We start from the raw sequence: 13,934 nt of genomic DNA, 5'->3' as shown, positions 1-13,934 counted from the left end.
TGGCGCCCTCAAAACCCGAGGACGCCATTCTTCTTTTTTGGTCTAAATTTCAATACGGTCAGTTATTGGGTGCTTACTAATGGTTTTTAGCATCTTGCAACGTAATCTGCAAAGCATGATAATAAAAACTATAAAGTAATGATATATCGTGTTAAATACAAGTAAAACGGACAGTTTATTGGTCTAGGAACGAAAACGGAATGACAGGAGATACCAACTTGCAAATTAAAAAAATTAAGATAAAAAACTTTAGACAATTTGGTCCAGACGAATCCTCTTTAAATCTTCGTCATGGATTGACAGTACTTGTTGGAGAAAATGATGCTGGTAAATCAACTATTGTTGATGCACTACGCTATGCAATGGGGACTACCGATATGCGTTGGAATCGCGTATTGCCGTCGGATGTTTTTGAAAAAGATCTCAGTAAAGAGATTCATATACAGATATGTTTTGATAGTTTAACCGAAGATGAGAGCTCATTACTTTTGGAATATCTTACCTATGAGAAAGATGAGACGGTGGTCTATTTAAATTGGACATGTCATTTTAATCTAAAATTTACACCAGCTCGTCCTATTGTTGAAGTTACATCAGGGCGAATTGGCGATGGACCAGCATTTGTTGCAGAGGCTCGAGAACTATTCAGAGTTACATATTTGAAGCCGTTGCGAGATGCATATATGGATATGCAGGCAGGTAGAGGTTCTCGATTATCTCAGGTCGTTAAGCAAGTACCGAATCTAGATCAAGGTGATTCTGAATACTCCACGGGAAATGATGTTTCAAACTTATCACTTACTGGTATCTTTGATTTAACGAACTATCTTTTGGAAAATTTTCAACCGTTGGTGTCGGCAAATACACAGATGAATGATATTTTGACTCGGACTATGTTACTGAATGGTGAGAATATTCAAACAAAGTTAGAAGTAGCAGATACGTCGGTTTCTGAAAGTCAGAAAATTATATCCTTATTGGAAAAAATTGGATTAAATGTTGATCATGCCCAAAAGGATGTATATGGAATTCCCGGATTAGGTACCAGTAATATTATGAGCATGGCATGTGAACTCTTATTGCAGAAACAGGAAAGAAATGCGAGTCAATTTACTATTATTGAGGAACCGGAAGCTCACATTCATCCACAGCGACAGATGAAATTAATTCGATCACTCGAATCTTCTGCAAACAGTTCTGCACATCAGATAATTGTAACGTCCCATTCACCAATGCTTGCTTCAGTTGTGCATTTGGAGGATTTGGTTATTGTCAAATCTGGCAAGTTTTATCCAATGGATGCCAGTAGTACGAAACTCAGTCCAGATGACTATGGCTATTTGGAGAGATTTCTTGATGTAACGAAGTCTAATCTGTTTTTTGCAAATGGAGTATTAATAGTTGAAGGTAGTGGTGAAGAATTACTTCTCCCGACGATAGCAAGATTATTAGGACTTAGCTTTTCTGATTATGGGGTGTCCATTGTAAATGTTATGAGTAGGGGGTTAATACATTTTGCAAATATTTTTAAGCGATGTGATGGCACAAGAATGGGCGTTCCAATAGCATGTGTCACTGATCGGGACATAGAGCCAAATGTAGCGCCTAATATCTTAGGGCAGGATTTAAGTAGTGATTCTCGTCAGTGGCATATAGAGAGTGAGTTTGAAAGCGATATAAGTCTACAAGAAATATTGAGGAGACGCGTGGAAAGCATAAACGAGAATGATGTTAGAGCATTTGTGGCAAATAACTGGACTCTTGAGTATGACTTAGTTTTATCAGGCTGGAATAATGAAAAATTTAAGCGAGCTCTAATTCAAGCTTTGTATATGGCTAGTGGAGTCAAATTGAATACGTTGAATCAATGGGAGAAAGAATTTGATGAGTCCGAGAATTCAGAATATCGAGCCACATTATTTTACAAGCATGTAAAAAAACATAAGGCCGAGTTTGCAAATTATTTAGCTGACGAGTTGACAAAATTAATTGACGATGATGCTCAGTCATATCAAGACTTTGTCCCAACTTATTTGGTTGAGGCGATTAAATATGTAACAGGTGGTGCTATTGATGCAGAATGATGACATTGAAATTACGGATATTGACATTGATAAAATTGAGGCAGTAATGGGTAATCAAATACACTTTGATGCTATTTGTCGAAAAATTATTAAGAATCTACCACCAGCTGATTTTAAAGATGTTCAAGCCTTTCCAGGAACTGGGAAAACAACTTTACTAATTGCTAAGTTGGGTATTCTAGCCAAAAAGTGGAAGAGTACAACGGATGGAATTTGTGTGCTTTCTTTTACAAATGCTGCACGAGAGGAGATTCAGCACAGACTTGGGGGGACAGTTTACGGAGAAAGATTATTGAATTATCCTCACTTTGTTGGGACCTTCCACACATTTTTTAGTGATTTTGTTGTTAAACCATGGTTTAGATCTAAAAATATTCGAATTCATAATATAGACTCTGATATTACCTTGGCGATGCGAAGAAAAATGATTGGAAAAAACAGAGCGGTTGAGTCTCGCCGTGATGTAGTACTAGAGTATTCTTTAGATAAAGATTTTAGTTTTTCAAATACTACTCGGACTGGTAAAATAATTAGGAAAATTGTTAATTGTTCGATTAGACAAGGAAATATGACTTATGATGAGGTGCTTTATTTTTCAAATTATGCTATAGAAAAGCGCTCTGAAATTTCTAAAAATATCTCAAAACGTTTTCCTTTGTTATTTATTGATGAGGCTCAGGATACTGCGTCGACACTATGGAACTTGGTAGAAAAATCTTTCGCATGCTCTGATATTCAAGCACTTGGGGACTCAAATCAAAGAATTTATGAGAGTAGTTCTGGTTCTGCCAAAGTAATCATTCCGCGTCAGCCACACTTTCAGATTATAGATAGTCGACGATTGACTGACAAAGTGGCTAGTATTGCTAACCCTTTGGCTATATCTGGTGAAATTATGAATGGTGTTAATACAGAGTTTAAGAATGTCCTAGCAACAATAATAATATTTCAAAAGGATACTGTTGCGAGAGTACTCCCGACTTTTGGAGAACTAATTTTGAATGAGTTTTCTGATAAACAGCTCCACGGGGGAGAAGGTCACAGTTGTTTTGCTATTGGTCGGGTTCGTAAGATAAAGGATATGGAAGAAGCACAGAGACACTTTCCTGCTAATATTGAAGCATATTTTCCAAGTTATGATCCTAATAGAGATGGCAATCGGCGAGTGAAATATGAATACTTCTGTGACTATGTTGAGCGTGCACGATCGTTATGGAGGCCAGGTAGTGAGAGTAAACCAGCGGTGAAAATAATCATTTTGGGTCTAGTTGATTTTTTGAATGATCAATCCAATGAACCTCAAGAATATGGGGTGTACGAAAATCCTTTTAGTGTGTTCTCAAAGACTCTTAGGCCTGAGAAGTTAATGACACTTAGAAAGACAATTAGACGGCTTTTATTTGTGGTAGAGTTGTCCGAAGAAACATGGGTAACTGCGATGTTAGACATTAAATTAGTCCTTGGAGATATGGAAGACTTTCTCACTAACGAAGAATTTTTTATGTGGAAGAATTTTAATGATCGAAATACATTGGATATTCAGAATCGTTCATCTAAAAATCGTAATGAGGGTAATGCGTTTGTGTATACTTCGGGAGAAAGGCATGTTGAAATTAAATTAGGTAGTATTCATAGTGTTAAGGGACAGACACATTTGGCAACGTTACTACTAGAAACATATTTCCGAACTCACGATGTAAAAAAAGTGTTACCTTTATTGGAAGGAAAAGCGGTGAAAAGTACAGCGCCTCAAACTGAGCGAATGGCATTGAATTACGTCGCTTTAACGAGGGCTGAGGGGATGGTTTGTATTGCGTTACCCGAGTTTGAGGTATCTAAAACGGATCAATGCTTGTTGAGAGCAAATGGGTGGAATATTGTTTATGCGTAAAATTGGTTGGCGTCAGTTTTTTTGATTCAACTTAAATTGCGTGAAATGATAGAGCTGTTTAGGCGATTAGGCTGATTTTTTTTGAATTTCTTAGATAGGGGACTACGATACTAAAGAGTAGGCACCCAATAACTGACCGTCTTACATCGTGGAAGTACTAATGACTCCAGACCAAGATCAATTCAATATGCTGATTCGCCAGGTGTATGAGCAACCCAAAAATCGCGTGGTAGGCAGCGAAATACTTTGGTAGCTTAAGGCACGACAAAGAGATGACCCCCTCAAAAAAACGAGGAGGTCATCTCTTTTTATTTAGAATTCAACGTAGTCAGTTACCAGAGTGAACAATGAAGTGAAAGTAACCGACTGACGCGCCTCACAGGACGAATTTAAACGGTTTGCGCATCCTTAATACGGTTGAACTCCGTCATATATTCCTTAGCATTACGCGTAACACCAGCGAAGTCATCGTCAGCCGCCGGGGCGGTCAACCCGCCACCAGCACCGACAACAACGGCACCGGCTGCGAACCAGTCACTCATGTTTTGAACGTTAACGCCACCGGATGGCATCACGTTTAGGTAAGGAAATGGGCCATGGTATTCCTTGATGGCCACGGTCCCGGCCATCGCACCTGGGAACAGCTTAACGACTTCAGAACCGTACTTCAGAGCGGTCTGGGCTTCGGTAATGGAGAAGGTACCAGGCACGTAAGGAACCTGATAGAGGTTACACATCAGTGCGACTTCCTTGTCGAAGGTGGGGGCAACAACGAATTGCGCACCGGCGATAATGGCTAGTCGGGCGGAAGTGGCGTCTAAGACAGTGCCTGCACCAACAACGACGGCAGTGTCCTGGTATTTTTGGACGAGTTCGGAGATGACAGTATCAGCGTGGGGAACACTGTAGGTTAACTCGATTCCCGTAACCCCACCGGCGATAACGGCATCCGCAACTTTGACGGCTTTTTCGGGTGTTTCAGCTCTGACAACCGCAATGACACCGGTGTCAATCATGTTCTGTAGTAATTCTGCTCTTTTCATATAAGTTGACCTTCTTTTTTTAGTGTTGTTGAACCTGCATGAATGTCGTGAGTTCGTCTGGTGTCGGGTAACCATCGTTGTCGCCAGGACTCATGACGGCCAGGGCACCGATTGCGCAGCCACGGCGAGCAGCCTTATCGAGTGGCAGGCCATCCAATAATCCGGTTATCAAGCCAACGGCAAAGCCATCACCGGCACCGACCGTATCCACAACAGTCTCGACATAAAATCCGGGAATTGTCTGGGTGTCGCCATTCCTTTGCTTGATATAGGCACCTTTAGGCCCTAATTTAACGATGACGGTTTTGGTATAGTCACTTTGATCGAGATAGAAGTTGGCAATTGTCTCGGGATCGTCTGACCCCAGCAACACCTTGCCTTCGTTGATTCCAGGCATGACTAAGTCGGCGTTTTTGGCCAACTCATTGGTAACCTTGATCATCTTGGCTTGAGAGTCCCAAAGCACGGGTCTTAAATTAGGATCAAAGGTAATAAACTTGCCAGCGTCTCTCAGATACTGGTTTAGTTGCCTTAGCACGCTTAGGTCATTTTCAGATAGAGCCGCAAAGATCCCCGATAAATGGGCAATTTTAACGTCACTGAAGTCGATCTGATCCAAAACATGACTGTCAAAATTAGCAGCCGCTGAATTTTTCCTAAAATAGAACGTAGCTGGGTCACCATGAGTAACCCGTTCCTTTAGATAAAATCCGGTCCAATGTTGAGCATCTTCGCTGACATAGTCATTGCCGATGGCGGCTTCCGCTAAAGATTTTTGAATGAACTTTCCAAATGGGTCTTGGCCAACCGCTGAAATGTATTCTGCGCGATGTCCGAGGCGGGAGACCCCAATCGCGACGTTAAGTTCAGCACCGGCGACAAACTTTTCGAAATCTGTCGCATCAACCAATGATTTGTCTGGATTGGAAGATGCGAGGACGGCCATTGGCTCACCAATCGTTAAAAATTCGGCCATGTGTTATCCCTCATTTCTTTCTGGTTTTAGAATTGATGTTAAATAAAAATGAAGAGAATGCAGGTTTATTGCGTTCCCTTCATTTTTTGTGGGCTTAATCGTTGAAGAAGCCGAAGTAATCGCGAGCGTTTTCGTAACTGATACGCTTAACGATCTTGCCAAGATACTCGAGGTCGTCAGGGGCTTGGCCGCGAGCGACCCATTGGCCAATCACGTCACACATCACCCGACGGAAGTATTCATGGCGTGGGTAGGACAGGAAGGAACGACTATCGGTTAACATGCCTAAGAAGTTCGGGAACATCCCTGTATTCGCATAGAGCTTCATCTGGTCTTCCATACCATCACGGGTATCGTTGTACCACCAGCCGGCACCGAGGTGCATCTTCTGCACGGGGCCTTCTTGGAAGTTGCCCAGCAAGGTGGCAATTGCCATCCAGTCGTTCGGGTTCAGAGAATAGAAGATGGTCTTTGGCAGAATACCTTTGGTTTGTGCGTCATAGAAGAGACGACGAACCTGTTCAGTGAGGTCAGCTTGGGTACCAACGGAATCAAACCCCGTGTTAGCGCCAATCTTGTCAAACATCGGCTTGTTTTGTGAACGGGCAACGTTGACGTGGTATTGCAGGACCCAGTCATGTTCTTGAGCCAGTTTCATCATCGTTTCAACCAAGGCAGTCGTAAACTTATTAAGCTCATCGGCAGACAAGGCTTCGTTAGCGATACCCTTGGCAAAGATAGCGTCAAGTTCATCAGCTGATGCGTCGGCGTAGTAGTAGGAATTCAAGCCCAGGTCGGCGATCTTACCACCGTGGTCAGAGAAGAATTGAACACGCTGCGCCATGGCATCGGCGAGTGATTTGAAACTGTTGATGGTGAGACCAGCGGCTGAGCCGAGACGCTTTAAGTAATCGGCATAGGCGTCGGCAGTGATGTTGAAGGCATCGTCAGGCCGCATCCCAGGTAATACTTTGAAGGCAAGATGTTCCTTAGCAAGCAGTTCATGGTACTTTAAGTCGGATTCTGGTGCGTCAGTTGTGACGACCACTTGGACATTGGAACGTGCGATCAATGCCCGGGGAGTGAAGGAAGGGGTAGCTAATTGCCGGTTGGCTTCATCCCAGATTTCTTTGGCAGTGCTTGGGTCAAGGCGCTTGTTGATGCCGAAGAAACGACGTAATTCCAGGTGGGTCCATTCGTATAGTGGAGAGCCCAATGAGTCGTTGATGGTTTGGGCCCAAGCAACGAACTTGTCGTAATCATCGCCGTCACCAGTGATCAATTCTTCAGGCACGCCATGGTCACGTTCCAAACGCCACTTGTAATGGTCACCGTACAAGCCTTCGTTGATCCAAATCTGAGAGATGTTGGCGTAGTTCTTGTTTTCGTAAATTTCTTTTGGTTCCAAATGGCAATGGTAGTCAATGATGGGTTCGTTTTGCGCGTATTCGTGGAACAATTTCTTCGCAGTACCAGTTGTTAATAAAAAATCGTCATTCAATAAAGTCATGATTAATCACTCCTCGATTTCTTTTCCTAGTTTATTCAACAATTCTACCCAAGACATCTTGCCTTGATACTTGATGTCCATGCTAGCCACAAAACGGGTCAAGATGCCTTGCGTCTTCTCGCTGTAGTCGACTTTAACGGCCTGCAAGGCCTCATTGATCCGTAAGTCCTCCCATTGCATGTAGGTTTGATTGATCCAAGTGGTGCCATCAAAGACTAGAGCAAAGGTATCTGCTTGCACTAATTTTCCGATTTCAGCATCGTTACTAAGACCAATGCTACTGAGGTCGACTTTGGCGGGAGTATTTCCGTCAAATGTTTGATTCAAAAACTGCTGTTCTGGTTGATTGTAGACAATAACTGTTGTTGCCATCTTACTATCACTCCTTAGATTTTTCAGCCTGCACTTCTTCATACGTTTCGTCTGGCCAGAGTTCGTCGTATGGATGTCCAGTCAATTCTTCAGCAACTTGCTTGGCTTCAGGGGTAACGTCACGCTTGTCACCACCGTCTTCCAAACGATTAATTTCGCCTTGTAATACGGCGTGAGTTTGCCGGTTCAACTTGAATGTCCATGAAACAACTAAGGCAATAACGATTAAGACGAGTGGCGCAATCACAAAGAGTAGGGCGATTTTATCGGTAGTTCCAGGTGCTTGCGTGGCTGCAGTGGAGACGTAACCGAGTTCTTCCAACAAAATTCCGGCAATCCAAGTGGCTAAGGCACCGGTTGATTTACGGAAGAAGGTCATGACAGCCGCATAGGTACCGGCCTTGTCACCACGAGTCATGATACGGTCAACATCGGGAATGAATGGGAAAACGTTCCATGGTGTAAATTCCAAGATCCCACGAGATAATTGGTAAAGAATCGTGATAATGATTAAGATGGTTAATGGGTTCTTGACGTGCATGAAGTAAACGATACCATAGGCAATTAACGCAATAATAATACCAATGTAGGACAAGCTGTATAGGAAGCGTGGTCCATGCGTAATCATCAATTTAGCAGCGGCTAAGGTTGATAGGATTCCAAACACGGCAAATGCATTAAGCACCCAAGGAATGTTTGATGCCATTCCCATGCAGACAACGATAAACGTTGGTAACAGTGTTGCGTAGAAATCTTTTCCTGTGAATGAGAAAATATAAATGGTCAAATGCTTGCTGAATGCCAGGTTACGGAAAGTCTGACCATAGTCATGCAGCGTTTCTTTGATGTATTGACCAACAGTTAATTTTGGTCGGGCATCAAGTTCTGCGATGAACTCTTTGGTCAAAGGACGTTCCCAGGTACTACGATAGGAGATGTAGATGGCAACCACGAACAGGACGGTCCAAAGAATACCGGCAAAGAGGTAGGCATTCTTCTTGGCTTCTGCACTAGGTAAGGATTGTAGAATTGCCAAGATGAAGAAAACAAGTGAAGTTCCAGTAGCGGAGATAAACATCCGGGAACCAGAAAGCACGGTCCGCTTGGTGTAATCGGTGGTCATTTCGGTTGGTAATGTTTCCCAAGGAATCAGGATCATTCCAACAAAGAGTTCAGTCAAAGTATAGACAACTAAGTAGTAGATGAAATCATGTCCGGGTCCAAAGATCGAAGTGGCCGGTACCCAGAAGGCTAAGAAGGAAATGGCGAAGCCAATCAACCCAATGAACATCCAAAAGTGTCGGCGACCATACTTCTTACCAAGGTTCGTCTTGTAAAAGCCATCGGTGATTGTCCCAAAAATTAAACAAAAAATAGCATCGAAAACACGGGCAATACCTGTGATGGCACCAGCCATAGCGGGATTTAGGCCAACGGAGAGGGTTAGGTAAGCGAAGATGACCCCCGAAACAATGTTGTTCCAGCCGCCACCCATAAGATCGGTCAAGCCATACGCGACTCCGCGTTTGACGTTGATCTCTTTTGGTGTGTAGACCCAGCGAGTATGTTTCATATCTAATTCATCCTTTCAAGCTACCAATAAGTATAAAAAAATTATGTGAATTGCAAACTGAAATATTAGTATATTTGAATACGCTTTCATTCTATCTGCTTTTAGACAAATGTCAACATATTTTTTGTGAATATTCATGCAAAGATACAAAAATAAAATGAAAAAGGCGCTGTTTCAGTACGAAACAGCGTCTTTAGGAAGGGACTAAAGAATTTGAAATTTTGTGGCAATCAACTTAGAACCGTCCTTATTCAAAGAAGTCTGGGTGAATCTTCAAAGCCACCTTAATATCATCGTCAACCATGTGTAGGTGACGACTAACGCAGGTCTCTGCGCGACTGGGGACCTTATCGGCAACGGCAGCAACGATGGCACGGTGGTCATCGAATATTTGTTGCCAATCGAGGTCCGCAACTTCCAAGCGTAGATAGCGGAAACGGTTGAATTGCAGGTTGACGACCTGTAGCCAATTCCAGACAAACTCTTTGTGGTCGATCTTATAGAAGGCTTGGTGAAATTCTTCATCAAGATTGAAGAAATGATTGTAGTCTTTAGAATGAAGATAGAGTTCTTGTAGCTGGATCAACCGGTGAAGCTCGTCAAGATCAGACGGTGTAATACGCGTAATTGTCTCAGCAACGACTAGCTTTTCAATGCTCTCGCGAACAAAACGTGCTTGATAAACCTCGTCAACGCTGATCTTGGCCACGTAAGTCCCGCTTTGCGGACGTACTAGTAGGAGTCCCTCACGACTCAAACGTAAAAATGCTTCGCGCATGGGGGTTGCTCCAATAGATAGCTCGTCTTGCAAAGTTTTCTTATTGATGCGGTCACCTGGTTGGAGTTCTAGACGTAGAATTTTATTACGAATGGCAACGTATGCCTCATCTTGAAAATTTGTTATTTCGACCATCTGGCACTCCCCCTACATATTTTTTCAACTAAAGTATACCAATTTTATCAGTTTTAAACAAAAAAAGAATTTAAGCTTGTAATCGGTTTCAACACATGTTAAGGTTTTAACGTGAACTGATATATTAGTATAAAATAAAATCGTTAAAATTTGAAAGGAGCATCTCATCATGGTGCGCTTAACTGATGATTATCTCAAAAATGCTGCGGCTTTTACTAAGGCCGGTATTACGGTACCTAAATTTGACCAAGCTAAAGCGAAACAGGCTGCTCAAGAAGCGCCAGTATGGGTACACTTTGGCGGCGGTAACTTGTTCCGTTGCTTCCATGCCAAGGTCGCACAAGATTTACTGAATACTGGTGATTTAAAAGCCGGAGTCATTGTCGCAGAAACTTATGATGACGGTGTCATTGAACAAGCTTACAAGCCATACAATGACCGCGCTTTACAGGTCGTGATGGATGAGGCTGGCAATTATGATAAGACTTTGATTGCCAGCGTTGCGGATGCTGTCTACTATAACAAAGCCAATGCCGATGGCTGGTCACAGCTTAAGAAAGTTTTCGAGAAGCAGAGCCTGCAATTTGTTACCATGTCGATTACGGAAAAGGGCTATGCCTTACGTGACGTCAACGGTGAGTTAACGAAGGCTGCGCAAGCTGATATTGCCGGTGATCCTGATGATGCCAGCACGAACATGGGAGCCATTGCCCGTCTGCTGCTCGCACGTTTCAACGCCGGTAAACTGCCTATCGCAATGGTGTCGACCGATAACTTCTCGGAAAATGGTAAACGGTTTGAAGAAGCCATTCTGACGATTGCAGCGGGGTGGCAGGCCAATGGGACCGTGCCAGCAGGATTTGTCGATTACCTTAAGAATCCTAAGCAGGTAAGTTTCCCTTGGAGCATGATTGACCGGATCACGCCGAATCCAGCAGAATCTGTTGCTAAGATTCTCAAAGATAGTGGTTTTGAAGATACCGAAATCATTCATACCGCTAAACATACGAACATCGCGCCGTTTGGGAACACTGAGGTGACAAATTATCTGGTCATTGAAGACAGTTTTCCAAATGGTCGGCCAGCTTTAGATAAAGCTGGTGTGATTCTTACCGACCGGGACACGGTTAATGATGCCGATCAGATGAAGGTGACCGCGTGCCTGAATCCGCTGCACACCGGTCTGGCCATCTTTGGTTCTGTCCTGGGGTACAACAGCATTGCTGAAGAAATGACGAATCCAGACTTAGTTGCTCTGGTGAAGCAAGTCGGCTACAACGAGGACTTACCAGTTGTCAAGGATCCAAAGATCATCGATCCAAAGAGCTTTATCGATGAAGTGATCAACAAACGACTGCCAAATAAAAATATTCCAGATACGCCACAACGGATTGCTAGTGACAGCTCACAGAAGATTCCAATTCGGTACGGGGTGACCTTGAAGCATTACCTAGATGAGGGTAAAAGCACGAGCGACCTTAAGGCAATTCCATTGATCATTGCTGGTTGGTGTCGCTTCCTGATGGCAATCAAAGACGATGGCACGGCCTTTACGCCTAGCTTTGATCCCCTGTTAGAAGAGTTACAACCCTACGTTGCGGATATTAGTTTGGGAGATAGCATTGATGCACACGCTGTGTTGAAGCCAATCTTGACGAACAAGCAAATCTTCCCAACTGATCTTGAAGCTGCTGGGTTAACGCCTAAGATCGAGGCATACTTTACCGCAATGATCGCCGGTCCAGGCGCGGTTGCGAAAACATTACATGAAGAGTTAGGAGCATAGGCTTATGAAAAATATGGGATTCCGCTGGTATGGGCCGGATGACGACCCGATTACCTTACAAAATATTCGTCAGATTCCTGGAACCACTCAGGTTGTCGGCGCGTTATTCGACGTACCAGTTGGCGAAGTATGGCCAAAGGAAAAAATTGCCAAACTTAAGCAAGAAGTTGAAGCTGCCGGCTTGAAGCTGGAAGTTATCGAATCTGTTAATATTCACGATGACATCAAGATTGGGAAACCAAGTCGTGATGAATACATCGAAAATTATAAGCAGACGATTCGTAACTTAGCAGAATATGGGATCAAAGTTATTTGTTATAACTTTATGCCGATATTTGATTGGTTACGGACGGATCTGCACTATGTTTTAGCAGATGGTTCTAATGATATGGCATTTGAAGCTGAAAAGCTTGCCGATGATCCACAAGAAATCATTGACTCTACCCGTAATGGTGCTAATGGTTACGTTTTACCTGGTTGGGAACCAGAACGTTTGGCGACAATTGAAGGACTTTTCAACGCTTATAAGGGTGTTGACGAAGCTAAGCTCCGAGAAAACATGAAGTATTTCCTCGATGCCATCATTCCAACCTGTGAGGAATGCGACGTTCGGATGGCGATGCACCCGGACGATCCACCGCGCCCTTTGTTTGGGTTGCCACGGATCTACAAGAATGCCGAAGATATGCGGGCGATTGAAGCGATGCATGAATCTAAGTACAACGGTTTTACGATTTGTACCGGTTCCTTAGGCGAAAATCCAGATAACGATGTGCCAGCTATTATCCGCGAATTTGTTGGCAAGGATCGCGCACCATTCATTCATGCCCGCAACATTAAGTTTATGAATGATAACGGTGACTTCCATGAATCGGCTCACCTAAGCGAATGCGGTAGTCTGGATATGTATGAGATCATGAAGGCATTGCACGATACGAACTTTGACGGTTATATTCGGCCAGACCATGGACGCAATATCTGGGGTGAAGACGGTGTGCCTGGTTATGGTTTGTACGATCGGGCATTGGGAATCACCTATCTCAATGGGCTCTGGGAAGCTTTGGAGAAAAATAAGTAATCTCTGAAGATTGAGAGGGCTAAAACACACCATTCACGACTGCTGGAACAGCGATGGTGAGCCTAAAACTAGCTTACCGGCAGATAGGGGCTGGAACGCCTTTAATTAAATATTTAAGAGCACATTTCGCTGATGAAATGTGCTCTTTTTGGCTTCTAGTAACGTTCAAGGTGTATAACTAACATAACTAGCAAGCAATCGTTACCGAAAGGAGTTATCCCGTTTATGCCAAAACAAATCGTCTTATACTTTTCTTGTACCGGGCACACCGCTGTTGTTGCGCAAAAGATCTCGCGGGTGACTGGGGCGCAATTAGTGCCCCTCGAGCCACAGCAACCGTACACGTCCGACGACCTCGACTGGCACAATCCGACTAGTCGCGTCTCGCTCGAATCGGCAGATGATACCGTTCGGCCCGCTATCCAATTGCCCAATCAGCGGTTACTTGAACAGGCTGATACCGTCTATCTCGGTGCACCCATCTGGTGGAGTCAGGTGCCTCATGTGGTCAACACCTTACTGGAAACGAATCTGTTACGTGGTAAAACCGTCTGGCAATTCTGTACCTCCAGTTCCACCCCGATTGCCGTTGCTAACGACCGTCTGCGTTGCGCTTATCCGGGTATTCACTGGCAACCCGGGCGACGATTTACGCACGCGATTAATGGCCACGAAGTCGAAGCTTGGTTAAAACAGGGGCAACGGTAA

Annotated in this window: 11 protein-coding genes; 5 read left to right on the top strand and 6 right to left on the bottom strand. The window is 43.7% G+C overall.

Annotated elements, in window-relative coordinates; genetic code table 11:
* The first annotated feature begins 218 nt into the window (after nt 1-218).
* Nucleotides 219-2,084, top strand: a complete 1,866-nt coding sequence (locus EKM89_RS07940; protein WP_164510546.1) for an ATP-dependent nuclease — start codon at nt 219-221, stop codon at nt 2,082-2,084.
* Nucleotides 2,074-3,975, top strand: a complete 1,902-nt coding sequence (locus tag EKM89_RS07935; RefSeq protein ID WP_125687394.1) for a UvrD-helicase domain-containing protein — start codon at nt 2,074-2,076, stop codon at nt 3,973-3,975. Before EKM89_RS07940 ends, EKM89_RS07935 begins: the two co-directional genes overlap by 11 nt.
* 389 nt (nt 3,976-4,364) lie before the next feature.
* Here EKM89_RS07935 and EKM89_RS07930 read toward each other — a convergent pair whose 3' ends face one another.
* The 6 genes from EKM89_RS07930 to EKM89_RS07905 all read right to left on the bottom strand — a co-directional run bounded on the left by EKM89_RS07930 (nt 4,365) and on the right by EKM89_RS07905 (nt 10,362).
* Nucleotides 4,365-5,018 carry a bifunctional 2-keto-4-hydroxyglutarate aldolase/2-keto-3-deoxy-6-phosphogluconate aldolase gene (locus tag EKM89_RS07930; protein ID WP_125687392.1) on the bottom strand — a complete coding sequence of 218 codons (654 nt, stop codon included), beginning with the start codon at nt 5,016-5,018 and terminating at the stop codon, nt 4,365-4,367.
* Nucleotides 5,019-5,037: 19 nt separating this feature from the next.
* Nucleotides 5,038-5,994 carry a sugar kinase gene (locus EKM89_RS07925; protein ID WP_125687390.1) on the bottom strand — a complete coding sequence of 319 codons (957 nt, stop codon included), beginning with the start codon at nt 5,992-5,994 and terminating at the stop codon, nt 5,038-5,040.
* Nucleotides 5,995-6,088: 94 nt separating this feature from the next.
* On the bottom strand, nt 6,089-7,504 hold the full coding sequence (gene uxaC / locus EKM89_RS07920) for a glucuronate isomerase (RefSeq protein ID WP_125687388.1): 1,416 nt from the start codon (nt 7,502-7,504) through the stop codon (nt 6,089-6,091).
* A 6-nt stretch (nt 7,505-7,510) separates the two neighbouring features.
* Complete coding sequence (locus tag EKM89_RS07915) at nt 7,511-7,876, bottom strand: hypothetical protein (protein ID WP_125687386.1); 366 nt, start codon at nt 7,874-7,876, stop codon at nt 7,511-7,513.
* A gap of 7 nt (nt 7,877-7,883) precedes the next feature.
* On the bottom strand, nt 7,884-9,449 hold the full coding sequence (locus EKM89_RS07910; RefSeq protein WP_125687384.1) for an MFS transporter: 1,566 nt from the start codon (nt 9,447-9,449) through the stop codon (nt 7,884-7,886).
* 247 nt (nt 9,450-9,696) lie between these two features.
* Nucleotides 9,697-10,362, bottom strand: coding sequence for a GntR family transcriptional regulator (locus EKM89_RS07905; protein WP_125687382.1), 666 nt, complete (start codon nt 10,360-10,362; stop codon nt 9,697-9,699).
* A gap of 169 nt (nt 10,363-10,531) precedes the next feature.
* On the opposite strand from EKM89_RS07905, the gene EKM89_RS07900 reads away from it, so the two are divergent.
* From EKM89_RS07900 to EKM89_RS07890, 3 genes are all read left to right on the top strand, one after another.
* Nucleotides 10,532-12,148 (top strand): mannitol dehydrogenase family protein, encoded by a 1,617-nt coding sequence (locus EKM89_RS07900; protein WP_125687380.1) that lies wholly within the window; start codon nt 10,532-10,534, stop codon nt 12,146-12,148.
* 4 nt (nt 12,149-12,152) lie between these two features.
* Complete coding sequence (uxuA, locus tag EKM89_RS07895; protein ID WP_125687378.1) at nt 12,153-13,226, top strand: mannonate dehydratase; 1,074 nt, start codon at nt 12,153-12,155, stop codon at nt 13,224-13,226.
* A gap of 225 nt (nt 13,227-13,451) precedes the next feature.
* A complete protein-coding gene (locus tag EKM89_RS07890; protein ID WP_125687376.1) occupies nt 13,452-13,934 on the top strand; it encodes a flavodoxin in 483 nt (160 codons plus the stop codon).

Origin of the sequence: Levilactobacillus fujinensis, from assembly GCF_003946335.1 — a bacterium.
GTDB classification, from domain to species: domain Bacteria; phylum Bacillota; class Bacilli; order Lactobacillales; family Lactobacillaceae; genus Levilactobacillus; species Levilactobacillus fujinensis.
The sequence above is the reverse complement of the archived record's forward strand: the minus strand, read 5'-3'. Positions and strand labels throughout refer to the sequence as shown.

Bases quoted from the DNA above. Each gene is read 5' to 3' on its own strand.
- EKM89_RS07935 (WP_125687394.1), top strand. From the start codon at position 2,074: ATGCAGAATGATGACATTGAAATTACGGATATTGACATTGATAAAATT.
- EKM89_RS07930 (WP_125687392.1), bottom strand. From the start codon at position 5,018: ATGAAAAGAGCAGAATTACTACAGAACATGATTGACACCGGTGTCATT.
- EKM89_RS07925 (WP_125687390.1), bottom strand. From the start codon at position 5,994: ATGGCCGAATTTTTAACGATTGGTGAGCCAATGGCCGTCCTCGCATCT.
- uxaC (WP_125687388.1), bottom strand. From the start codon at position 7,504: ATGACTTTATTGAATGACGATTTTTTATTAACAACTGGTACTGCGAAG.
- EKM89_RS07915 (WP_125687386.1), bottom strand. From the start codon at position 7,876: ATGGCAACAACAGTTATTGTCTACAATCAACCAGAACAGCAGTTTTTG.
- EKM89_RS07910 (WP_125687384.1), bottom strand. From the start codon at position 9,449: ATGAAACATACTCGCTGGGTCTACACACCAAAAGAGATCAACGTCAAA.
- EKM89_RS07905 (WP_125687382.1), bottom strand. From the start codon at position 10,362: ATGGTCGAAATAACAAATTTTCAAGATGAGGCATACGTTGCCATTCGT.
- EKM89_RS07900 (WP_125687380.1), top strand. From the start codon at position 10,532: ATGGTGCGCTTAACTGATGATTATCTCAAAAATGCTGCGGCTTTTACT.
- uxuA (WP_125687378.1), top strand. From the start codon at position 12,153: ATGAAAAATATGGGATTCCGCTGGTATGGGCCGGATGACGACCCGATT.
- EKM89_RS07890 (WP_125687376.1), top strand. From the start codon at position 13,452: ATGCCAAAACAAATCGTCTTATACTTTTCTTGTACCGGGCACACCGCT.